Source organism: Dethiothermospora halolimnae (assembly GCF_037577855.1).
GTDB classification, from domain to species: Bacteria; Bacillota; Clostridia; order Tissierellales; family VENL01; genus Dethiothermospora; species Dethiothermospora halolimnae.
The window spans coordinates 13,946-36,024 of record NZ_JBAKFX010000028.1 but is presented as its reverse complement, the minus strand read 5'-3'; the positions used below and the strand labels follow the sequence as shown (position 1 = coordinate 36,024).

The 22,079-nt window shown below is 29.5% G+C and carries 25 protein-coding genes and 1 tRNA gene; 10 read left to right on the top strand and 16 right to left on the bottom strand.

Annotation, left to right across the window (positions count from 1 at the left end):
- Positions 1 to 100 precede the first annotated feature (100 nt).
- The 7 genes from V6137_RS11985 to V6137_RS11955 all read right to left on the bottom strand — a co-directional run bounded on the left by V6137_RS11985 (position 101) and on the right by V6137_RS11955 (position 5,067).
- Positions 101 to 175, bottom strand: a tRNA-Cys gene (locus V6137_RS11985).
- 406 nt (positions 176 to 581) lie between these two features.
- On the bottom strand, positions 582 to 1,463 hold the full coding sequence (gene hslO, locus V6137_RS11980; protein WP_425448176.1) for an Hsp33 family molecular chaperone HslO: 882 nt from the start codon (positions 1,461 to 1,463) through the stop codon (positions 582 to 584).
- 171 nt (positions 1,464 to 1,634) lie between these two features.
- On the bottom strand, positions 1,635 to 1,835 hold the full coding sequence (locus V6137_RS11975) for a cold-shock protein (RefSeq protein ID WP_425448175.1): 201 nt from the start codon (positions 1,833 to 1,835) through the stop codon (positions 1,635 to 1,637).
- Between the two features lie 134 nt (positions 1,836 to 1,969).
- On the bottom strand, positions 1,970 to 2,710 hold the full coding sequence (locus tag V6137_RS11970; protein ID WP_425448174.1) for a class I SAM-dependent DNA methyltransferase: 741 nt from the start codon (positions 2,708 to 2,710) through the stop codon (positions 1,970 to 1,972).
- A gap of 2 nt (positions 2,711 to 2,712) precedes the next feature.
- The gene (locus tag V6137_RS11965) at positions 2,713 to 3,453 is read right to left on the bottom strand and encodes an SIR2 family NAD-dependent protein deacylase (protein WP_425448173.1); all 741 of its coding nucleotides are present in this window, start codon (positions 3,451 to 3,453) and stop codon (positions 2,713 to 2,715) included.
- Positions 3,454 to 3,608: 155 nt separating this feature from the next.
- Entirely contained in the window at positions 3,609 to 3,833 is a 225-nt protein-coding gene (locus V6137_RS11960; RefSeq protein WP_425448172.1) for an alpha/beta-type small acid-soluble spore protein, read from the bottom strand.
- A 274-nt stretch (positions 3,834 to 4,107) separates the two neighbouring features.
- Complete coding sequence (locus tag V6137_RS11955; RefSeq protein WP_425448171.1) at positions 4,108 to 5,067, bottom strand: CPBP family glutamic-type intramembrane protease; 960 nt, start codon at positions 5,065 to 5,067, stop codon at positions 4,108 to 4,110.
- Positions 5,068 to 5,270: 203 nt separating this feature from the next.
- Here V6137_RS11955 and V6137_RS11950 point away from each other — a divergent pair, with 203 nt between their 5' ends.
- The 4 genes from V6137_RS11950 (at position 5,271) to dapD (ending at position 8,840) form a co-directional block, all read left to right on the top strand.
- Positions 5,271 to 6,266 (top strand): aspartate-semialdehyde dehydrogenase, encoded by a 996-nt coding sequence (locus V6137_RS11950; protein WP_425448170.1) that lies wholly within the window; start codon positions 5,271 to 5,273, stop codon positions 6,264 to 6,266.
- Between the two features lie 76 nt (positions 6,267 to 6,342).
- A complete protein-coding gene (dapA, locus tag V6137_RS11945) occupies positions 6,343 to 7,221 on the top strand; it encodes a 4-hydroxy-tetrahydrodipicolinate synthase (protein WP_425448169.1) in 879 nt (292 codons plus the stop codon).
- 13 nt (positions 7,222 to 7,234) lie between these two features.
- The gene (dapB, locus tag V6137_RS11940; protein WP_425448168.1) at positions 7,235 to 7,993 is read left to right on the top strand and encodes a 4-hydroxy-tetrahydrodipicolinate reductase; all 759 of its coding nucleotides are present in this window, start codon (positions 7,235 to 7,237) and stop codon (positions 7,991 to 7,993) included.
- A 106-nt stretch (positions 7,994 to 8,099) separates the two neighbouring features.
- The gene (dapD, locus tag V6137_RS11935; RefSeq protein WP_425448167.1) at positions 8,100 to 8,840 is read left to right on the top strand and encodes a 2,3,4,5-tetrahydropyridine-2,6-dicarboxylate N-acetyltransferase; all 741 of its coding nucleotides are present in this window, start codon (positions 8,100 to 8,102) and stop codon (positions 8,838 to 8,840) included.
- Positions 8,841 to 8,977: 137 nt separating this feature from the next.
- Here dapD and hpt read toward each other — a convergent pair whose 3' ends face one another.
- The 4 genes from hpt to V6137_RS11915 form a co-directional block, all read right to left on the bottom strand.
- Positions 8,978 to 9,505, bottom strand: coding sequence for a hypoxanthine phosphoribosyltransferase (hpt, locus tag V6137_RS11930; protein ID WP_425448166.1), 528 nt, complete (start codon positions 9,503 to 9,505; stop codon positions 8,978 to 8,980).
- 127 nt (positions 9,506 to 9,632) lie between these two features.
- The gene (locus V6137_RS11925) at positions 9,633 to 11,516 is read right to left on the bottom strand and encodes an N-6 DNA methylase family protein (protein WP_425448165.1); all 1,884 of its coding nucleotides are present in this window, start codon (positions 11,514 to 11,516) and stop codon (positions 9,633 to 9,635) included.
- Positions 11,517 to 11,531: 15 nt separating this feature from the next.
- Positions 11,532 to 11,663, bottom strand: coding sequence for a hypothetical protein (locus V6137_RS11920; protein ID WP_425448164.1), 132 nt, complete (start codon positions 11,661 to 11,663; stop codon positions 11,532 to 11,534).
- Positions 11,664 to 11,775: 112 nt separating this feature from the next.
- The gene (locus V6137_RS11915; protein WP_425448163.1) at positions 11,776 to 13,068 is read right to left on the bottom strand and encodes a helix-turn-helix domain-containing protein; all 1,293 of its coding nucleotides are present in this window, start codon (positions 13,066 to 13,068) and stop codon (positions 11,776 to 11,778) included.
- A gap of 153 nt (positions 13,069 to 13,221) precedes the next feature.
- Between V6137_RS11915 and V6137_RS11910 the strand changes: the two genes are divergently transcribed.
- On the top strand, positions 13,222 to 13,353 hold the full coding sequence (locus V6137_RS11910; protein ID WP_425448162.1) for a hypothetical protein: 132 nt from the start codon (positions 13,222 to 13,224) through the stop codon (positions 13,351 to 13,353).
- Between the two features lie 94 nt (positions 13,354 to 13,447).
- Here the strand turns inward: V6137_RS11910 and V6137_RS11905 are convergent, their stop codons facing one another.
- The gene (locus V6137_RS11905; RefSeq protein WP_425448161.1) at positions 13,448 to 14,134 is read right to left on the bottom strand and encodes a single-stranded DNA-binding protein; all 687 of its coding nucleotides are present in this window, start codon (positions 14,132 to 14,134) and stop codon (positions 13,448 to 13,450) included.
- Positions 14,135 to 14,571: 437 nt separating this feature from the next.
- Positions 14,572 to 16,017, bottom strand: coding sequence for a Mur ligase family protein (locus V6137_RS11900; RefSeq protein WP_425448191.1), 1,446 nt, complete (start codon positions 16,015 to 16,017; stop codon positions 14,572 to 14,574).
- A gap of 193 nt (positions 16,018 to 16,210) precedes the next feature.
- Between V6137_RS11900 and V6137_RS11895 the strand changes: the two genes are divergently transcribed.
- Positions 16,211 to 16,372 (top strand): small, acid-soluble spore protein, alpha/beta type, encoded by a 162-nt coding sequence (locus V6137_RS11895; RefSeq protein WP_425448160.1) that lies wholly within the window; start codon positions 16,211 to 16,213, stop codon positions 16,370 to 16,372.
- Between the two features lie 218 nt (positions 16,373 to 16,590).
- Here the strand turns inward: V6137_RS11895 and pdaB are convergent, their stop codons facing one another.
- Positions 16,591 to 17,361 (bottom strand): polysaccharide deacetylase family sporulation protein PdaB, encoded by a 771-nt coding sequence (gene pdaB / locus V6137_RS11890; RefSeq protein WP_425448159.1) that lies wholly within the window; start codon positions 17,359 to 17,361, stop codon positions 16,591 to 16,593.
- Positions 17,362 to 17,515: 154 nt separating this feature from the next.
- Here pdaB and V6137_RS11885 point away from each other — a divergent pair, with 154 nt between their 5' ends.
- Positions 17,516 to 18,007, top strand: a complete 492-nt coding sequence (locus V6137_RS11885) for a pyridoxamine 5'-phosphate oxidase family protein (protein ID WP_425448158.1) — start codon at positions 17,516 to 17,518, stop codon at positions 18,005 to 18,007.
- A gap of 55 nt (positions 18,008 to 18,062) precedes the next feature.
- Here V6137_RS11885 and V6137_RS11880 read toward each other — a convergent pair whose 3' ends face one another.
- On the bottom strand, positions 18,063 to 19,238 hold the full coding sequence (locus V6137_RS11880) for a polysaccharide deacetylase family protein (RefSeq protein WP_425448157.1): 1,176 nt from the start codon (positions 19,236 to 19,238) through the stop codon (positions 18,063 to 18,065).
- 420 nt (positions 19,239 to 19,658) lie between these two features.
- Between V6137_RS11880 and V6137_RS11875 the strand changes: the two genes are divergently transcribed.
- The 3 genes from V6137_RS11875 to V6137_RS11865 all read left to right on the top strand — a co-directional run bounded on the left by V6137_RS11875 (position 19,659) and on the right by V6137_RS11865 (position 21,040).
- Positions 19,659 to 19,847 (top strand): hypothetical protein, encoded by a 189-nt coding sequence (locus V6137_RS11875; protein WP_425448156.1) that lies wholly within the window; start codon positions 19,659 to 19,661, stop codon positions 19,845 to 19,847.
- Positions 19,848 to 20,202: 355 nt separating this feature from the next.
- Complete coding sequence (locus V6137_RS11870; RefSeq protein WP_425448155.1) at positions 20,203 to 20,409, top strand: alpha/beta-type small acid-soluble spore protein; 207 nt, start codon at positions 20,203 to 20,205, stop codon at positions 20,407 to 20,409.
- A gap of 97 nt (positions 20,410 to 20,506) precedes the next feature.
- Positions 20,507 to 21,040, top strand: coding sequence for a DUF4364 family protein (locus V6137_RS11865; protein ID WP_425448154.1), 534 nt, complete (start codon positions 20,507 to 20,509; stop codon positions 21,038 to 21,040).
- A gap of 30 nt (positions 21,041 to 21,070) precedes the next feature.
- Here V6137_RS11865 and V6137_RS11860 read toward each other — a convergent pair whose 3' ends face one another.
- Positions 21,071 to 22,003 carry a YncE family protein gene (locus V6137_RS11860; protein ID WP_425448153.1) on the bottom strand — a complete coding sequence of 311 codons (933 nt, stop codon included), beginning with the start codon at positions 22,001 to 22,003 and terminating at the stop codon, positions 21,071 to 21,073.
- Positions 22,004 to 22,079 lie beyond the last annotated feature (76 nt).

Here is a 22,079-nt window from a genome sequence, read left to right as displayed (position 1 = left end):
CTTCTTTTCTTCCTATATTTATAATATTATAACTTAAATCTATGGTTACAAACATTATGTAATAAAAAATGACCCTCTATCTAATAGAAGGTCATTTTTATGGAGGCGGCACCCAGATTCGAACTGGGGAATAAAGGATTTGCAGTCCTCTGCCTTACCACTTGGCTATGCCGCCATATCTAATTATATCGTATGCTAAATATCTAATCTGTTGACTAAATTTACAACTAAGCGACTATCACAATTCTTGAAAAGCATAAGAATTGGATATCTGCTTATGCCTTACCACTTGGCTATGCCGCCATATCTAATTATATTTTTTTCTTTCCCAACGACAAGACCTAGTATACATCATATCTGCTTTTTTGTCAATAGTTTTATTTTGTTTATATTATAATCTTTAAAGGTAATAAAGGCAACTTTGGTGCTTCTTTGTTCTGTGCAGGGTACAAGGTGCAGAGGGTAGGGAAATGGTGGGACCATAAATTTATGTGGGGATTCAATACATTGAACCCCCTAGTGCTTTTTTATATGAATAGGTCAACATCCAAAGTTAGATAAGTGTTATACCTGTCAATTGACTATTTAGCTCTATTTAATAAATCCTCTAATTCTTCTTTATTAAAATTATATTTAGAATTACAAAAATGACAAGATATCTCTGCTTTACCATCTTCATTGATGATATCTGTTAATTCCTTTTCTCCTAAACTTATTAAAGCCCTTTCAATCTTCTCCTTGGAACAATCACACTCTAAATTAATATCCACTTTTTCTTTAACTTCCATTTCAAATTCTCCAAGAGTCTCTTCTAGTATATCCTCGGGAGTTAATCCATTATCTATCAAGGTTGATATCGGCTTTACCCCTTTAACTATTTCTTCTAATCTAGACAACTTTTCTTCAGAAATATTTGGGAGTACCTGTATTATATATCCTCCTGAAGCCTTAACACTTATATCTCTATCAATAAGAACCCCCAGTGCTACAACCGAAGGCTGTTGTTCAGATGTGGCAAAGTAATTAGTTAAGTCCTCAGCTATCTCTCCAGTTACCAAGCTTGATTGTCCCACATAGGGCTTTTTAAGGCCTAGATCTCTGATTACGGTTAGTTGGCCATCTTTTCCTATTGCATTTCCCACATCCAGTTTACCATTTGCTTTAAGCGGGAGATCAACATTTGGATTTGCTATATATCCTTTAACTGTACCTTGAGAGTCAGCAACAGATAGAATAGTTCTTATGGGACCATTTCCTTTGAATCTCAATGTTAATTTATCCTTATCCCCCTTCATCATTACTCCCATTATTGAGGATGCAGTTAATGTTCTTCCTAATGCTGCAGTTGCAGTTGGTGTAGTATTATGTATCCTTCTAGCTTCCTCTACCATATTAGTAGTGGTTGCAATAAATACCCTAATACTCCTCTCCTCATCTATAGCTCTAATTAAGTAATCTTTCATCCTTTATGTTCCTCCTTCTCTATGTCTTAATTATAGTCTTATTTTATACTAAAACATAATTTTTAACAAAAAATTAAAGCCCCGTTCTAAAACGGGACTTTTGCTACTCAAAACTATACTATCTATATATAACTATATATATCTATATATAATATTAACAATTATATTCAATTATAGTTTTGTTACGTTTGTAGCTTGAGGACCTTTTTCTCCATCAACTATTTCAAATTCAACTTCTTGACCTTCTTCTAAAGTCTTGAAACCTTCATCTTCGATAGCTGAATAATGTACGAATACATCATTTCCCTCTTCTGTTGATATAAAACCATAACCTTTTGTAGCATTAAACCACTTAACTGTACCTTTAACCATTTAAAACATTCCTCCTAAAACTTAAATAATTTTGCAGAACTACTATGTAGCTTCCACTTGAAATTAGTCTAACATAACTAGTTCTCTTTGTCAATTAATATTTACCAAAAACGAATTTTTATACATATATAATATTATTTTTTTACTACAAAATTTATTCTCTCACTTTTATCCATGACTTCTTCAAAGGTAAATTCATGATAGGCATCAATATCTTTAAAGCCAGCTCTATTTAATAACTCTATTATTTCCTCTAATTTATATGCCCTTTCTAAATGTTCTTCGTCAAATCTTTTATATGTATCTCCTTCCTTAACAAAAAAAGTTAAATAAAATTGACAAATCTCTTTTTCAGCATCATAAATATTTTCCCAAACATAAAAAACATTATCATCATCATGTACAAATGTATTATTCCCAATAATATTATTAAGCTTATAGTATGAATTTATATCAAATATAAATATTCCATCATCATTTAAATGTTTATAGACATTTTTAAAAACTGCTAATAACTCTTCCTTATCAGTTATATAATTTATACTATCGCACATACACAGGATACTATCGTATTTTTTATTAAAACTAAAATCCACCATATCCCTTTTATACAACTTTACATTTCTATTATTTTTTAGTTTATCCTGTGCAATAGATAACATCTCTTGGGATATATCAAAACAAGTTATCATATAATCTTCTTTGGCTAAATAGGAAGTCAAGTTTCCAGTTCCACAGGCCATTTCCAATATTGTATTAATGCTTTTATTATATTTACTAAATATCATTTCTATATAGTCATGCCACTTTTTATAACTAATATCAGCTGTCATCAACTTGTCATAAATAAATGCAAATTGATTATATGAATCCATAATTATTCCACCTTATCTATTTTATTTAATATTTCATTTAATACTAAACTACAATTATCATTTATTACTACTTCCGCTATATTATCAAATGGTGTTGGTTCTAGGTTTATTATTACTAATTTTTTGGCTAATTTAGGTAAAAAGTTAACCGGTGCAACTGATAAACTAGATCCCACCACGATTAATAGTTCACATCCATCGGCTAACTGCCAAGCTTTATTGAAATCCTCTGGCAACCTATCCCCAAACATAACAACATCCGGTCTCAATATTCCATTACAAATATCACATTTAGGAGGTATCTCTCCCCTATTAACTTTATCTGTAATAACATCTAATTTTACTTCCCTTCCACATTTAATACAGCTTCCAGTTCTAATATTTCCATGTACTTCAAATACCTTTTCAGATCCCGCTTTATAATGTAAATCATCAATATTTTGAGTAATTAAATAGTCTACCAATCCCCTTTTTTCTAATTCCCTTAAAGCCTTATGACCATCATTTGGTTTAAACCCCGTCATGTTATCTAATAATTGATATCCTTGACTATAGAATTTTTTAGGGTTATTTATAAGAACTTTAGAAGATAATGCCTCCATGGGATCAATTTTATTCCATATGCCATTATCAGCACTTCTAAAGTCTGGTATTCCACTATCTGTGGATATTCCTGCTCCCGTTAATACAATTGTATTCTTTGAATTTCTCAATAAACTACAGACTTTATCTATTCTATCCATATTAATCCTCCTTAGCTTTATTTTAATATATATCGTTTGTTTTTTCTATAGGGTTCTGAATAAATTCATATTAAGCACCTTTTTTAGGTCCAAAATGTAGAGTACAGAATGTAAAACACCTAAGAATCAGAAGAAAAAAGTAGCCTCCAGCGGGGCTACCCTTCCTTCTTTTCATTTTTAAGTTGTTCCACTTTCTTTTTCATAGCTTTCTTTCTAACAGTTATAATGCCACCGATTTTCCCAGTTTCCTTAGCAGTAAGTCCACCCCACCCCAGTTCATTTACTTTATCCATTAGACCTAATTCATTGGCAATTTCATATTTCATTTTATCTTCTATTGTCTCAATTTTCTTTTTCTTCTTTTTATTTTTCTTTTGCATAAATATCCCTCCCACTTCTATTATGTGGATTTCGAGATATATTATTCCTAAGAAATTTACCAGTATGTAACGATTTTATTACTATTAATACATATTTTTTAAGAATGTGTAAAAGATAATTTTTCCTCTTGATTTATATTTGTCTAAATGTTAGACTATTCAGTGTTGAGAAAAGTACTACTTTCCCACTCCCCCTTTAATATATATTTATATATATTAAATTTTTAAATGACCTACTTCCCCCGAGTAGGTCATTATTATTTTTTGTCATTTTCTATCTTGTAATAAATATATGGGCCCTATACACAAATATAATTCCCACCATTATGAGAGAGCCTATGGATATAATTTTAGCTAGAAGACTGGTATGTCTTATATCTAATTCCATATTTTCTTTAAATTCTTTTTCCCTATTTGGTAATGATTTTATTAAATTATATACCACTAAACCACATATTAATAATATTCCCAATATAAAAATTAGTCCTATTATAAGGGCTGTAGTATGCATATCCGATGAAATATTTTGTTGTAACCCTTCATTAGTAGCGGGATCTATATTTAACCTATCTAGTACTCTCAATGAAACATATCCAACTGTAAAAGATATAGCATTATTAGTTCCATGGGCTATAATAGATGGAAATATAGAGTTGGTTCTATAGGCTAAATATCCGAGTAAAATCCCTAACATTGTAGGTCCTACAAAATTTTGAATATTAAAATGAAATATCCCAAATAAAACCCCAGAGATAATAATAGCTTTTCTAGCTCCTAATCTTTCATATCCCCTCATTATGGGACCTCTGAACATAACCTCTTCACATATTCCTGGAGTTATGGCTCCAACAAATAAAGTAATAAGAAATTGAGTATTATTCTGTGGCATTAAAGGCATTTCATAGTATTTAATGGCATCAAAATAATCCAATATTTTTAAAGCAATGCCATTTATAAAAATCAGTATAGGATAAGAAAATAGAACGATTAGCGGTATTTTAAAAGCTTCTTTAATAGAAATAGCATTTAATCTCAAAACTTTTTTCAAATCATAACCTAAAATTTTTATATAAATCAGTGTAGGTATAAATATAATAAGATATTCAGTTATCAATATCCCAGTATACATATCTCTAATTTGTGCCCTTCCTCCTATTTCTGTCCAAGCAAATGCAATTATTAAATAAAAGATATTAATCTCCAATATAGTAGGTAAAAACCTTTTCTTCTCCATAAAGTATTCCTCCCTTCATAATATATTTTAATTCTATCTTCCACTAATGAAATCCTTTTTCTAAAATAATATATAAATATTATATTTTCTATCCCATTTAATATGTTATAAAATAATATGTTATTATACACACTATTAACTGTATTTTTTAATAAACTAATTAATATATATATTAATAACAGAAATTTTTAAGGGGGATTTTTATGTCAAAAGTAAATTTAGCCATAGTAGGAGCAACAGGTATGGTAGGTAGAACATTTTTAAAGGTATTAGAAGAGCGCCACTTTCCTGTAAACAAATTATTCTTATTTGCATCTGCCAAGTCTAAGGGAGAAAAAATTATATTTAACGAAAGAGAATACATAGTTGATGAACTAAAAGAAGATTCCTTCGATAATGATATCGATATAGCTCTATTCTCAGCCGGCGGCAAAGTAAGTAAGAAGTTTGCACCAATAGCTAGTGAAAAAGGGGTTATAGTAGTTGACAATAGTAGTGCCTGGAGAATGGATAAGGATGTTCCATTAGTTATACCAGAGGTGAACCCAGAGGATGTAAAATATCATAATGGAATAATAGCAAATCCAAATTGCTCTACTATACAATGTGTTGTTCCTCTTAAACCACTTCATGATAAATTTAAAATAAAACGGGTTATTTTCTCTACCTATCAAGCAGTTTCCGGCTCAGGCATAGGTGGAATTAAAGATCTTGAAAATGGGCTAAACTCATTACGTCCAAAAAAATATCCCCATCCAATAGCTTTTAATTGTCTTCCCCATATAGATATTTTTATGGACAATGACTATACAAGAGAAGAGATGAAAATGATAAATGAAACTAGAAAGATTCTACATGATAATGACTTAAAAATAACATCAACATGCGTAAGGATACCTGTAAAATACGGTCACAGTGTTTCTGTCAATCTAGAGTTTGATAAAAGTTTTGACTTAACAGAAATATATAGTAGTTTTAAAGATGCTAAGGGTATCATTGTTCAAGATGATATATCCCATAACATCTATCCCACCCCATTAAGCAGCGAAGGGACAGATGATGTATATGTAGGGAGAATAAGAAGAGATAATAGTATAAAAAACGGCCTTAATTTATGGATAGTAGCAGATAATATTAGAAAAGGAGCTGCAACTAATACTGTACAGATTGCAGAACTCCTTATTAATGATTATATCTAAACTTAGCATGTATAAAATACCATATCCACAGTGTTCCTATGCTTGAATAATATAATAAAAAATTAGGAGGTTTATTATGACACTATTTAAAGGCTCTGGAGTTGCTATAGTGACTCCTTACAAAGAGGATGGAATAGATTTTGATAAATTAGGTGAACTTATTGATTGGCATATAGCTGAAGGTACAGATGCTTTAATAATATGTGGAACCACTGGTGAGGCTTCCACCATGACAGAGAATGAGCAAAAAGAAGCTATTAGGTTTGCTGTTGAAGCAACTGACGGTAGAATACCAGTAATAGCAGGTACAGGTAGCAACAACACTAATCATGCAATTGAAATGAGTAAATATGCCGAAGAAATAGGTGCCGATGGACTTTTAGTAGTAACACCTTATTATAATAAAACTACTCAAAAAGGTTTAGTGGCCCATTATACTGCCATTGCTGATAATGTAAATATCCCCATAATAGTTTATAATGTTCCCGGTAGGACCGGAGTGAATGTGCTACCCAAAACCCTTGAAAAATTATCTAAGCATAAAAATATAATAGCTGTTAAAGAAGCCAGTGGCGACATTAGTCAAGTGGCTGAAATAGCTAGAATATGTCCTAAAGACTTTTCCATATATTCCGGTAATGATGATATGGTTGTACCCCTTATGTCCCTAGGTGGTAAGGGTGTTATATCTGTTGTTGCTAATATAACTCCTAAGGATACCCATGATATGACTATGGCTTTTCTTAATAATGATATAGAAAAGGCTAGGGAGATTCAGCTAAATATGCTAGGACTAATAAAAGCTTTATTTATAGAAACAAACCCAATTCCTATAAAAACTGCAATGAATTTATTGGGAATCGATGTAGGTAATTTACGATTACCATTAACCGATATGGTATATTCCAACTTAGAAATATTAAAGTATGAACTTAAAGAATACGGATTATTATAGAGGAGGTAATAAAATGATTAAAACCATAATCAATGGTTGTAATGGAGCTATGGGGCAAGTTTTAGCCAAAGAACTAAAAAAAGATGATGAAATGGATATAATAGCAGGTATAGATAAATCCCCGAATAAATTTGACAATGATTTTCCTATTTACAATGATATATTTAAGTTTAAAAAAGAAGCAGATGTTATAATCGACTTCTCAAACCCTTATTTTTTACCAGGGCTTTTGGATTATGGTATGGAGAAAAATATCCCATTGGTTATTGCCACAACAGGTTTGTCTGCCCATGATATGAATGATATTGAAACAGCATCAAAAAAAATACCTGTTTTCTATTCAGCAAACATGTCATTGGGGATAAATTTATTATTAAATCTGGTTAAAAAGTCCGCTGCAGTATTACGGGATAATTTTGATATAGAAATATTAGAAAAGCATCACAATAAAAAATTAGATTCCCCCAGTGGGACTGCATATATGATTGCAAAGGAAATAAATAAAGAATTAAGTAATGAAAAAGAATATGTATTTGGCCGATACAGCAAAAAAGATTTAAGACGAAAAAATGAAATTGGAATACATTCAATAAGAGGTGGAACTATCGTCGGAGAGCATTCTGTCATCTATGCTGGTCCCGATGAAATTCTAGAAATCAAACACAGCGCAGCTTCAAAAAGTATTTTTGCAATAGGCTCAATAAAAGCAGCAAAATTTATTCAAAATAAAAATAACGGTCTGTTTAATATGAATGATATCATAAAGGTTTAATCAGTTGGTGAATTACTAAGCTCCAACTACTAAATATAATAAAATTTAGATAGTTTGAAACTATAGTTTTCCACTATCTAAGAAAAGAAAGGGCTGAAGGAAACTAATGAATAATGATATAAACAATAACAACTATAACAATATAGAACTTTCAGACCCATATAAACTAGCTAATTTTATAAAAAACTCCAATAAGTCTACCCCTGTGAAATTATATGTTAAAGGAGATTTTGAAAATATCAAGATAGATAATCTTAAGTCCTACGGCTTTTATGACTTTAGAATTATTATAGGGGAATATAAAGATATAAACTATGTTTTAAAGGAATATAGCTCCTATATAGACTACTATGATATTGAAATAGATAGAAAAAATTCTGCCATACCATTACTTAATATTGAAAATATAGAAGCACGGATAGAGCCTGGCTCCATAATAAGGGATAAAGTATCTATAGGCAAAAATGCAGTTATAATGATGGGAGCAGTTATTAATATAGGCTCAAATATAGGAAAAAATACTATGGTAGATATGAATGCTGTAATAGGTGCTAGGGCCATAATCGGAGAAAACTGCCATGTGGGCGCTGGAGCTGTGGTAGCTGGAGTCTTAGAACCTCCAAGTAAGACTCCTGTTATTATTGAAGACAATGTTCTTATAGGGGCAAATGCTGTCTTATTGGAAGGGGTAAGGGTAAAAAAAGGAGCGGTGGTGGCTGCTGGATCTATAGTCACTAAAGATGTCCCTGAAAACTCCGTTGTGGCAGGAATTCCAGCCAAGGTTATAAAGAAAAAGGATGCAAAAACTATTGATAAAGTGAAAATATTGAATGAACTAAGGGAGTGAATAAAGGCGCCTTTGGCGCTTCTTTATTCAGTGCAGGGTGCAAAGGGCAGAGAGCAGAGATTTGGTAAAAGAACTAATCGTAGGGACTCAATATATTGAGTCCCTACATAGAATAAGTATTATTTTTCACCTATGTTCTAGTCCTCAAATGAGAATATATATGGTATGTTTCTATAATAGTCTCCATAATTTAATCCATATCCCACTATAAATAAATCTTCTATAGTTTCACCAACATAATCTGGAGAAATGTCAACTGTTCTTCTTTCTGGTTTGTTTAAGAATACACATGATTTAACTGATTTAGGGTTATGCTCTTTTATATGATCAATTATTACCTTCATAGTAAGTCCAGAATCCATTATATCATCTACAATAAGTACATCCCTATCCTTTACATCAATCTTTAAGTCATTGATTATATTAACGTTTCCTGAGCTCTCTTCTCCGTGTCCATAGCTTGAAGTAGTCATAAACTCTATTTGTGTAGGAACCCCAATTTCCCTAACTAAGTCTGCAGTAAAGATGAAGCTACCCTTTAAAAGAGAAACTATAAGTATTTTCTTCCCTTCATAATCTTCGGTTATTTGTTTACCAAGTTCTTTTATCTTAGCTTTTATCTCTTCTTCTGATATTACAATCTTTCTTTTTTTATCTTCGTTCATTCTAATATCCTCCTTAGTCTACTAAATTATTATATGAAAAACGATAATTTGAACTCTATTCTACTGGAACCACTATATTTTGTCAATGTTAAAAACTGCAAAATACAGTTTTATAGTAAATCCTATCCTATATATTATCTATTCCCTTTTCCACTTCACATATCTCCCTGTCGGTTAAATTAAAGATTTTATAAGTAATAGTATCTATTTCAGTCATTAGTTTTTTTATTTTACCCTCTAATTTGTTACTATTTTTTAAATTTTCTTCATTGTATAGGTTTTCATTATATTTTAATATTTTATCCACCCTATTAACCACTTCATTTTCAATAAAGCTTTCTGGAATGATAACGGGGCTATTTTGTATATGAAATATTTTAACCTGAGGAAATAGTTTATTAGTCTCCCTAACCATACTTCTATATAGATAACTATATAACTTTGAATTCAATAAACCTAATATATATTTTATATTTATCCTTTTTCTATATTTACTTCTAATTATAAGGGAATATAATGTATTTAATAAATAATAATAATTATTATCATAGGCACATATAAACCGGTCCGCTGTTTGTCTTATTAATAGCTTCTCACTGTAGATAAATTCTTCCCTCATGAATGTGGCATATTCTCCATTGTCCTTATTTATTATTGATTTATCATCTATAAAAAACAAACTGTCCCATTTACAATAATATTTTTTAATATTTTTCCCCTCTAAAATCCTTTTTGAATTTTTAGTTTTATTAGTTTTTAGAAGTTTATTTCTAATGTTTCCTGTAGCTATGCCTGCTATTATTTCACATATATCATTAATTTTTGTATAACCTTCATGAAATATTCTATCCCTTAGTTTAAAGGTTATAGAAGAAGAATAAATATCAAATATATTTTTTAATAAGCTATAATAATACCTCTGATTTATAATTTTATAATCATCTTTTTTAATATGAAGCGCTCTATTATTACTCATACTAATATCTTTACACCTTATATTATGATCCTTTATAGAGCTGTGAGACCTAGTCATGGTCAAAATTGACATATTCATATTAACATTGTCAAATATTTTCTCTCCTAAATTTATTATTTCATCAATATTTGTACTCTCCAATATGATTTTTCTTATATCAGAAAAGTTATTATTGGATAAAATACTTGCCGGCAGTATATACCCTATCTTCCCATTTTCATTTATTATATCTATAGACCTTTCGATAAATAGATTAAATATATCAAACCTTCCCTTAGCAGTAGTAAACCTTTGTTTTAAACTTTTTTTATCATAATATTTATTTATCTTTCTATTTTCTAGATAAGGGGGATTTCCCACTATGTAGTCAAAGTCTTTATATTGTAGGATTTTATCCTGTAAAAAGTCCATATTGTATAAATTAAACTTTAAGTTTAATGGTTTGTCTGTAATTTTTGAATATTTAAACATTAATAAATATCTACATACCCTTAAAGCCTCTTTATCTATATCCACTCCATATAGATTTTCTTCTATTATTTTTCTTATTATGACTTCATTATGTAAATTAGTATTACTTATGTACCAGTCATATAGTACATCAAATATATACAGTATAAAAACTCCACATCCACAGGATGGCTCTAATATCTTTAGACTGGATATATCGTTCCTATTCTTAATATCCTCTACTATAACACTATCCACTATATACTCAGTCAACCACTGGGGAGTATAATAAATACCATAACTCTTTCTTTTCTCCCTTTCATTAACAAGAAGTTCATAGATAATGGGTATTATCATTTCATCTTTTAACACTTGATTCGGTATATCAGACTTTAGAAAATTATATATTTTATTTCTTTCTATTTCTTCTACGTTTATATCCCGCAATTTTTCCTTTGTGATTTTATTTGCATTCCAAACAAGTACAATAAAAATATTTATTAAGTTTTTATTCAAATAATCATTATCATAATTATCCCTTAACTTAATAAATATTTCTTTTAAAAAAAACCTAAGATTCCCCATAATAGATACACCCACTTAGTCTTTAATCTTCATTTGTACTAATATCTGCTTTATATTTTTTAGTTCCATCAGTATTTTATTTAAGGTATACTGAATGGTAATAAATATTATTAAAAATATAACCGCCACAATTATATTATACTCCACTAAATCACCCCTATTTTATTATATCAAAAAATCATGTTTTACCATAACTAATTATCTATGTAAAACATGATCTTATATATTAATATATTCATTTTACAACACTTAATATTTTTCAATAATTTAATACTTTCCTAGCTTCCTCTGATAACTCATATGCTTTTTTATAGTCATCTTTTAGTGAATAAAGATTTGCTGTTACTGTATACCAGTCCTGTAAAATATATTTATCATCAGTAAGCCCCTTTGCTTTGTTTAAATAGTCTTCAGCTTGGTCTAAGTCTTTTATGTGTATGTGGTATCTGGCTAGGGAAATATAGTAGTCACATTTACACTTTTCACTTAAATAGTTTATATCTATATCTTTAATATATCTATATGCTTCTTCATATTCTCCTTTCTTACTTAAAGCAAGAACTATATCTAATTTTATTTCATTCAATCTTTTCAAATCTTTTATATCGTTACTTTGAAAGTATTTTAATGATTGGCTTAAGTGCTTAAATGCTTTATCATAATCTTTGCTAATTATATACCCTATTCCTAAATTTTTATTACATAAAGCAGTATAATATTTGTCCCCTTTATTCTCAAAGTAATATATTGCCCTACAAGTATATTTTATTGATGCAGTTATATTATCCCTTGCCATTTCTATATTTCCTAAAAGCATATTAACATAATGGGGATTTTTATAACATGCATACTCATGAGATATCTTTTGTACAATAGCTAAATTATCTATTGCTTCATCAAATCGTTTCTGCTTATATAGACAAAGAGCTATATTATAATATAAAACCTGTTCTTGAAGTATATCATCAACATACGAATCCTTTAAAAACTTTAATCCTTCTCTAAAGTTTTTTTCTGCCACCTTATACTCATTATTTTCAAAATATAAACTTCCAGTTATCTTATATGTTTTTGAAAGATAATAGAAGTCTTTCTTATCCTTTAGTGAAGGTATTATTGACAATGCTCTTTTCTCACATTCTTCAATCTTATCAAGTTTAAAGTAACAGATAATTAAGTTATATATGGATCTTAGATAATAGATATCCTTCGATTCATGACCGTTATTTTCTAACATTTCATCAATATAAATTATAGCTTTGTCATATTCCTTATTTTTAATTAAAAAACAAGAATGCTCAAATACATTTTCCATATTTGACTTAGAATTCATATCTCCGTTTACCATACTCTCTAAAAAATATGTTACAGGTAAATCTAACTTAGAAGCTATATATTCGATGGTCTTTATAGATGGTCTAGCAAAGTTATTTTCTATCTTACTTAACATTGTTCTAGTTATAAAGTCTCCAGCCAAATCTTTTTGAGTAAACCCCCTTTTTTTTCGTTCAATTTTTATCTTTTCACCTAAAGTTAATTCATTTTGTTCCATAATACTCCCCCTTATAAAATTTTGAATTTTATTGAACTACTTTAACTCTTTAAATATACCACATTCACTTTATATTTTCAATATTGACAAATATTTCTTTATCTTTTAGAATATAATTATATCGTAAGTCACATAATTTAAAGGAGGTTTACAATGAAAAAAATTATTAAGTATGGTCTATCTATTTTAGTAGGTGCTATAGTTATATTTAACTTATCTTCCCCTATATTCGCCGGTAGTGATCCTGAAACCCCACCACTATTAGACAAAGAATATTTAGACTAAGTTCAAATAAAGTAATAGATATAAAATAAAGAAACCCTGAGGGTTTCTTTATTTTATATCTAGAGTAATAATTAAATAGTATTTAAATTATATCCTACTCTTCCATATCCCCATCCTCTTCAATATCATCCCTATTATTATCATTCTCAACATACTCTAGCTTTGATATGGATACTTCATAGGCTACTTTATTTAACACCGTACCATCGGATAATCTTTTCTGATACTCCCTACTTTGAATTCTTCCCCATATTTTTATATGGTCACCAACATTTAAGTTACTACAGAATCTTGCATTTCGTCCCCAAGCGATACAGGGTATGTAGTCAGATTTATTGTAAGGTCTATTTACAGCAACCAATAAATCAGTTATTTCCCTTCCAAATGGTGTAGTTCTATAAACCGGTGGCTTACATACATATCCATCTATATATATCTCATTGGGCTTCTTCTTAAGCTCTAGAAGCTCTTCCTCAGTATGAGGTATATATAAATCCCTAGCAAAAATAGTTAATAATAACTTATTATTCCCATCGATATATCTGTTGTAGGATCTCAGTTGCCCCTCTATAACAATATCGTCTCCTTGACTAATGTCAGTATTCACTAGTAATCTTTCCGATATTGTAATGGGCAATACATCTGAATACTCACTTAATCTTGGTACTTCCAAATCAAAATTATAAAATTTTTCTCCATACATTTCATGACTAAACTCTTTTTCTGTAACTGCTTTACCTATTAATGTTACCATGTTAGTATCAATTACTTTATCTACCATATAGTCCCCACTCCCCTTCCTATTCTTATGTTTTTTTATGGACTAATCTACAATTATACATATTCAAAACATAGGAATAATATGATGTTTTTTTGATTTTTCGTCATATGTTTTTATAAATGTATCGTTAATTTAATATTTGACTTTTAACCATAAAAACCCTTTAATTTTTTTCAAATTTTATAATTAATTAGGAAAAGGCCAGTTCTAAGAACTGACCTTTGTTTCACTACAAAATATATTTAGACAAAGCAAGTGAAAATGGTAGCCATTCCGCAGGATTTGTGAAAATATAGAATAAGGGAGAAAATAGTTTTGAATTCCAGTGTTTGAGCATAGCGAGTTTGGAATTCTATTTTCGACCGTTTCTATATATTTTCCAAATCCTAGGACTGGCGGACATTTTCACTTGCTTTGTCTATGTTTTAAGGCCAGTTCTAAGAACTGACCTTTTTTCCATCTAATAACTTAAAAAATATTTCTTTCCCCTTATCCATTCCTTGTGATCCTAACAATAGAATGACATCTCCTCTGGATACTAAATCTAAACTTCTACCTATCCCCTTTTCTAAGCTATCATACAATTCATAACCTGTTTTGGTCTTAGCAAAAACATTAATAGCTCCTTTAATTTCATCTTCCCTAACTTTATCTTTACCCTCTACTACATCGTCACTTGTGGATAATATTATATTTTTAATTCCTAAAATCTTATGCCATACTAATATTTCTTCGACATTTTTTCTATTTATCTCTTTTCCCCTACCACCTCTAATGGCATTTATTAAAATGATATCATTATATTCTATATTTTGTAGTGTTTCAAAAACAACTTGATATCCCAAGGGATTATGACTATAATCATCTATAACCAAAAATTTATCATCGTATATTTTTTCTAACCTTCTTCTTATTCCATTAAATTTACCTAGAGCTTTCTTTATAGTTTTTGAATCTATTCCAAAGTACAATGCCACACTTATAGCTGCCAAAGCATTATATATATTGTGTTTTCCCAGTATATTAAGCTTAACCGAAAATTCAAAGGGCTCAATATCTACACCATTTATGGTGGTAATTCCCCGTCTTAAGCATAATATGAATCTGATTTTATCTATTATTTCTATACTTGATGCAGTAACCGTAGCCCTATTATTTAGACCATATGATATAATAAAGATCCTATCATTTCCATCTATCATATTTTTACTATTATCATCATCTATATTTAATACTGCCAGTTTATTACTCCTAAGGGAGTTAAACAATCTCTTCTTGCTATTAATATAGTCCTCCATTGTTCCATGTAAATCCATATGATCCCTATCGATATTCGTATGTATAGCCACATCAAACTGTAATCCATAGGTTCTATAAAATTTTAATCCATGGGATGACACTTCCATTACTACAACATCCACTTTTTCCTTTACCATTTTATCTAATAAAAAAAAGAGATTTTCCGGATCAGGAGTGGTTAAAAACGTAGAAATATAATCATCATCTATTTTTGTTCCTAGCGTTCCTATTAGGCCCGTTTTGTAATCAGATTTTTTAAATATTTCATTAATCAAATGGGTAGTTGTAGTCTTCCCATTTGTCCCAGTAACTCCAATCAGCCTAACCTTCTCTGAGGGATAATCATAAAATTCATTTAGTAATTCTGCTAACTTTACCCTGGCATTGTTCACTTTATAGATGGGTATTTTTTTATTAGTTATATCTCGTTCTGTATATATTATTTTAGCACCCTTTTCTATCGCGTTATTTATATAATCATTTCCATCTTCACTAAATCCTTTTATTGCCACAAATACATAATCTTTTTTTACTTTTCTTGAGTCACAAGTTATTCCTTTGATATCTATTCCGTCTATCATCATCAAACATAGCGCTCCTTTAACTACTTTCTATCCTATACATTTTAGGTTTTACATTAGTAACTTTTTTATGTATCTATTATTAGCTTCGTATATTTTGAAAAATTTACTATCATAATGTATTTATATGTATGGGATACTATTTTCATAGGAAGTTTATTATATTTAATAATACTACTAAACAGAGGTGATACTAATGAAAAATACAATTCCAACTAATGCAAGAAAAGCTTTTGAAAACTTTAAAGAGGAAATAGCATCAGAAATGCATATAAATAGTAAAACTGACAGAAAAGCTCTAACCCAAGAAATAGTAAAAAGAGCAAAAGATGAATACTCTAACCTAGGAAGATCGTAAAAAAAATAGGCCAAAGGCCTATTTTTTAATTGACGATGGACAATTAACAGTGGACAATTATTTTCTAGAACATGATTTTTATTTTTTCCACAGTTTGTTTATAGTTAATATTGCATATTATTTAAAAATCAATCATTCACTTTTAGAATTTCAACTTAACAACAAAAAATTCGGCCAATTGGCCGAATTTTTAATTGTCCATTGTCCATTGTCAACTATCAATTATCTCTAACCTGCTGTCCTGTGGAGTCCATATGGTAGTTATTTTTGTATATTAACTCTGAGATAGGAACTATCTCATATCCTTGTTCCTGTAATCTACTTAGTACCAATGGTAAATACTCTGTTACATACTTCGCATTATTATGAAATAATATTATGGATCCTTTTTTTACATTTCTAGTTACCCTATCAACCACTGGCTGTACCCCTAACTCTTTCCAGTCTAATGAATCCACATCCCACTGAATAGTGTAATATCCGTTATCTCTACATGTTTTAATTAAACGATCATTATAATCCCCAAATGGAGGTCTAAATAACATTGTTTCTTTACCAATTATTTTTTTTATCTTTTCCTCTGTGTTTAATAACTCTTCAGTTATTTGCTTTTCTGATAATTTAGACATATGGGGATGATGACTTGAGTGATTTCCTATTTCATGCCCCCTGGCATCTATCTTTTTAACCATTTCTGGATAACGCTCTACCCAAAACCCAACTAAAAAAAAGGTTGTTTTTACATTGTGTTTATCCAATATATTTAATATTTCATCGGTATATTCACTTCCCCATGCAGCATCGAAGCTTATGGCAACCTTTTTCTCATCGGTTTTAACAGAATATATGGGCAACTCCCTTTTAGCTGAAAATACACTGGTTATATCTCCTTCATTGGTTAAACTAGTATATGTTATGGAACCTGCAACTAGCAAAATTAATAATAATACCGTAAAGAAATTATGCCTCTTAACAAAAAATACCTTCAATACATATCTCCTCCCTATTGTTGTATATTAATATAATTTATTCAAAGAGTAGTTTTATTATTACTGAGGTTTAATATTTATATCAAACCATACATATTTTTATTAAAATAAACAATAATAAAAAGGAATAATAGTTTACTAGGAGGTATCTTCTTTGAATAATAAAATGGAATCACAGGAATTAAAACAACATATTAAAGATTTTTTAATAGAACATAAGCAGGGTTCTTTAGCAACTACAATCAACAACATTCCCAGAAGCAGTCCAGTACAATACTTTACCGATGATAATATGAACCTATATATTGTATCCGCCGGAGGAGAAAAGTTTAATGCTATTAAGGATAATCCAAATGTTTGTTTATTAGTTAATAGTGACTATATAGATTATAAAAAGATAAAGGGTGTTCAAGTTTTTGGAAAAGCTTCTACCAGTCTAGATAATGAAGACATATTAGAGGAAGCCCGAAGATACAGCCCAGAACCCTATATTATCGATAATAATAAAACCTCTCTAAATGCCATTAAAATCCAACCAGAAGAAATAGTATATCTAGATTCTTTAAGGGATGGCGATAGAACAAAACAAATCTTAAAAAATAATACAGTTACAATGAAAGCTGATGGAAATATTGGTATACATTAAAAATAACAGTAGGGTCCCCTACTGTTATTTTTAATAAACTATATAACTCCATATCCTACTGTTCCTCATATAAATATAATTTCTTATCCTTTATTCCCTCTTTATCAATATTTTCTTCATATTTCTTAGGTACAGTAACTATATCTGGATTTCCGTCACTGATATATCTTCTATTTGGATGATTTTCAAACATCTCCATCCAATCATACATTCCCACATTATCTACATTAGTTTCACTGGCTCTTACCCTATGGATTGCTAAGGGATTAAAGTTCTTATGGTTAGGAGAAACCGATGGATCCCATCCCACATTTAGTATAGCTACATTTTCATACTTAAACCCTTCATATTCTCCCTTTGCTAATAAATCGGTATGCTTGTCTTCTGGTCGTCCACCATAGGATAAGGCATAGGTATTAACTTTATATCCTTCTACAAAACTCTCTAAAAACTGCGCTTGCTTTCCAATATATTTTTGAATTTTTAAAGGGTCTTTAACATTAGACATATTATTATGTCCCAATGTATGATTACCTACATCATATCCATTATCTACAAGCCAATTAAGCTTATACTCAATTAAATCATCTTGCCTAAATGGTTTTAATCCATTGATAAAGAAAGTAGCTGTCATGTTAAAATCAGGATACTCCTTGTTAAACTCTTCCATTATTCCAACAGCGGAATTTGGATCTATCACTTTCTTACCATCTTTTTCAATTATATTAAAATTGTTTTGATTGCCGTCATCAAATGTAAATACAACTGGGGTCTTTCCTTCCTCAACATCTATATTATTTTGGGCAAAGTCTTCTAGACTTATAGCCCTATATCCCTTTTCATACAGTGTATTTAGATCTCTCCTAAAGTTTTCAGGAGTCCTAACCCAAGTGGCTTCTTCTTCTCCTATATTATGATACATAAGTACCATAACCTTTCCCATCTCATTAGGTTTAACCGATAAATCTATGGATTCTTTTCCACCTTTATCTTCTTTTTCTTCATTTTTATTCTCTTTTTCTTTGTTTTTTAATTCTTCCTTGTTTTCTTGTTCTTCTTTCTTCGTTACTTCATCTTTCTTCTTTCCACTTTCTTCCTTATCCTTTTCAGCCTGTCCAACCGAAGCGCTTGGAGCTTCCTTTGCAGTTTCTATCTCTTTATCGCTACCACAGCCTACCAAAGATACACTGGCTATGGTTAAAATAGTTAATGCCTTAAATATTTTTTTCAAAAATTTCTCCTCCTTCATTTAATATTACAATTAATAATACAAAATAGTTTTATACTACAATTATATTTTATAATTCATTTATTATCTACATATTTCTCATATTGTAATTAAATTTTAACTATTTTAGGGAACAAGATGCAGGGAATTGGTTAGACCATAAATGTATGTAGTCAATGTATATTTTATTGGTTAAGCTGTGGGATTACGAATCCCCCAGCAACTAAATTTTACTATTCCACTGATTATATGGCTTTAAAATCTCCCTGAATGCATTTATCCTACTAAAAAAAATTTTTCGTTAAAAAAATTATATTTTATATACAAAATCAAAAATTCCCAACATCATTTAGTACTCTTGAGGTTAAAATATAATTGAGTAATTCTCTTATACAAAATTTATATAAATGGGGTGTATGTACTTTGTCTATTAGAAAAAGTACTTTTACAAATATAAAAGGCCATCAAGTAGAATACTCAGCTAATACTATAACTAATGATGAAAGACACTATCATAGAGAAGCAAAATCACAGAAAGCCCAATTAAATAGTGTTCATAAGCACGGAACAAGGGGCGATGTTAAGACTCCTATTAAGAAAAAATTAACTTAGAATAATTGAGGGGTTACCGGCCTCTCAATTATTTTAATTATTTATATATTATACCGAAGAATGAATTCCCATCTAATTAACTAAATTGAGAGTTGAAAATTGACAATTGATAATTAAAGGTAATTTTACTCACTTTGTTCGTAAAATATTATAATACAAATCGTCTTCAGCCGATTTGTACTTCAATTGTCCACTGTCCATTGTCAATTCTCAATTAAAAATCCTAGTTTACGCAATTATTCTATAAACTATTTTAATTAACAATATTTATATAACATATCTCCTCTAAAAAAGGTTATATTAATAATACAACATCAAATAAGATGTTGAAAAAAACATTCGAGGAGGAATTAAATTGGCTAGAAATAATAACAAGCTAGTAGTTCCTGAAGCAAGAATGGCCCTTAATCAAATGAAAAATGAAATTGCAAGTGAATTAGGATTAAGTAATTATGACTCAATGGATAAGGGAAACCTAACTGCTAGACAAAATGGTTATGTTGGGGGATATATGGTTAAAAGGTTAATTGAACAAGCTGAAAATTCAATGTCTGGAAAATAATGATATACCAATATAAAAAAAAGAGAAGTGGTAATATTACCACTTCTCTTTTTTTTATGTTATAATTTTAATATATTCGTGGCTAAGAGGTGGTAAAATGATTTTTGAAAATACAAAGGAACTTGCTGAACATAAGTTATTACTTCTTTATATTATAGATCAAATAGATATACCGATGAATAACACAGAAATAACTCAATTTGTTTTAGAAAATAACTATATGAATTATTTTATTGTTCAACAATATTTAAGTGAACTGGTTAATTCCAATTTTATAGAATTGGCAAACAAAGATGGTAAAGAATTTTATCGAGTATCAAATTTAGGAAAAGAAACTCTTAATTATTTTATCAATAGAATACCAGATAGGATTAAAACCGAAATAGATAAAAGATATAAGAAAAAACGTAAAGAGTTAATCAAAGAAAGTCAGATAGTAGCAAATTATTTTAAAAAAAATGATAGTGAGTTCATCGTAAATTTAAAAGTGGTGGAAAAGGATATTACTTTATTCAATTTATCCTTAAACGTAGTTTCCAATAAACAGGCTAAATTAATATGCGATAACTGGAAAAAAGACCCCCAACGTATATACGAAAAAATATTTCATTTATTTACATCGGATTCTTAGTTATTATTATAGAGCTGGATATATCCAGCCCTATAATAACAATAATCCATTTGGCTCTAATCCAACCCGTATATTTCTTTCTACCCTTTCTGTTAAAATATTAAATATAACCAATTGATTTTTTAATGCATTGGTTATAAATAACTTATCATTTCCATCCCATAAAATATTATTAGGCATGCCCGACAAATGATATTTATTTATTATTTCCATATTAGCCATATCCATCTTATACAAATAGCCATCATCAATATTAGTTATAAACATAAAACCCTGTTCTTCTAAAATCGCCATATCCATAATTACCCCTTTTATATATCCTTTTTTTAATATCTCTTCATTATGTCTATCAACTATAAGAACAGCACTTTCTGTCATACCATTATTTTGTGGACATAGTACATATATTTTTTTCTCTTTCAATATAATATGAAATGGCTTATAGGGTAACTTAATCCTATGCTGGTAATTATCATATATATTTACCACGTCTATAGAGTAACTATCACTATTTGCTATATAAACTTTGTTATTCTTTTTATCAATTTTAATGTCATGGGGTTTTTCTCCCACTGAAATATTTTCAATAAGTTGAAATTCTTCTTCATCTATCACTGATATAGAATTGGAGTCTCCATTGGTAATTAGGATATATTCATCTAGTAATCCTCCATGGGAGGGAGAACATCCTGTAAATAAACTACCTTTAATTTTTTGTTTATCAATACATACCTTATATATGCTGTTATCATAAGTATTAATAGAATATAACTCTTTATTATTTTGACTTTTAATAATTTGATGAGGCCCTAAGCAGGGTAATGAACTAACTTTATTCACTTTATCATTGTTATAAAGGTCTAGAAAAAAAGTCCTGCACTTAAAGTCATCTTCAAGGTCAATAATACTTATGGAATCACTTCCAGAGTTAGCAACCAATAGTTTTCTCCCAGTCATATCCATCTCATCACTTCCATCGCATCACATCCAAGATTATTTACTTATACATCAGTTTATGCATATATAATATTATCAGTGC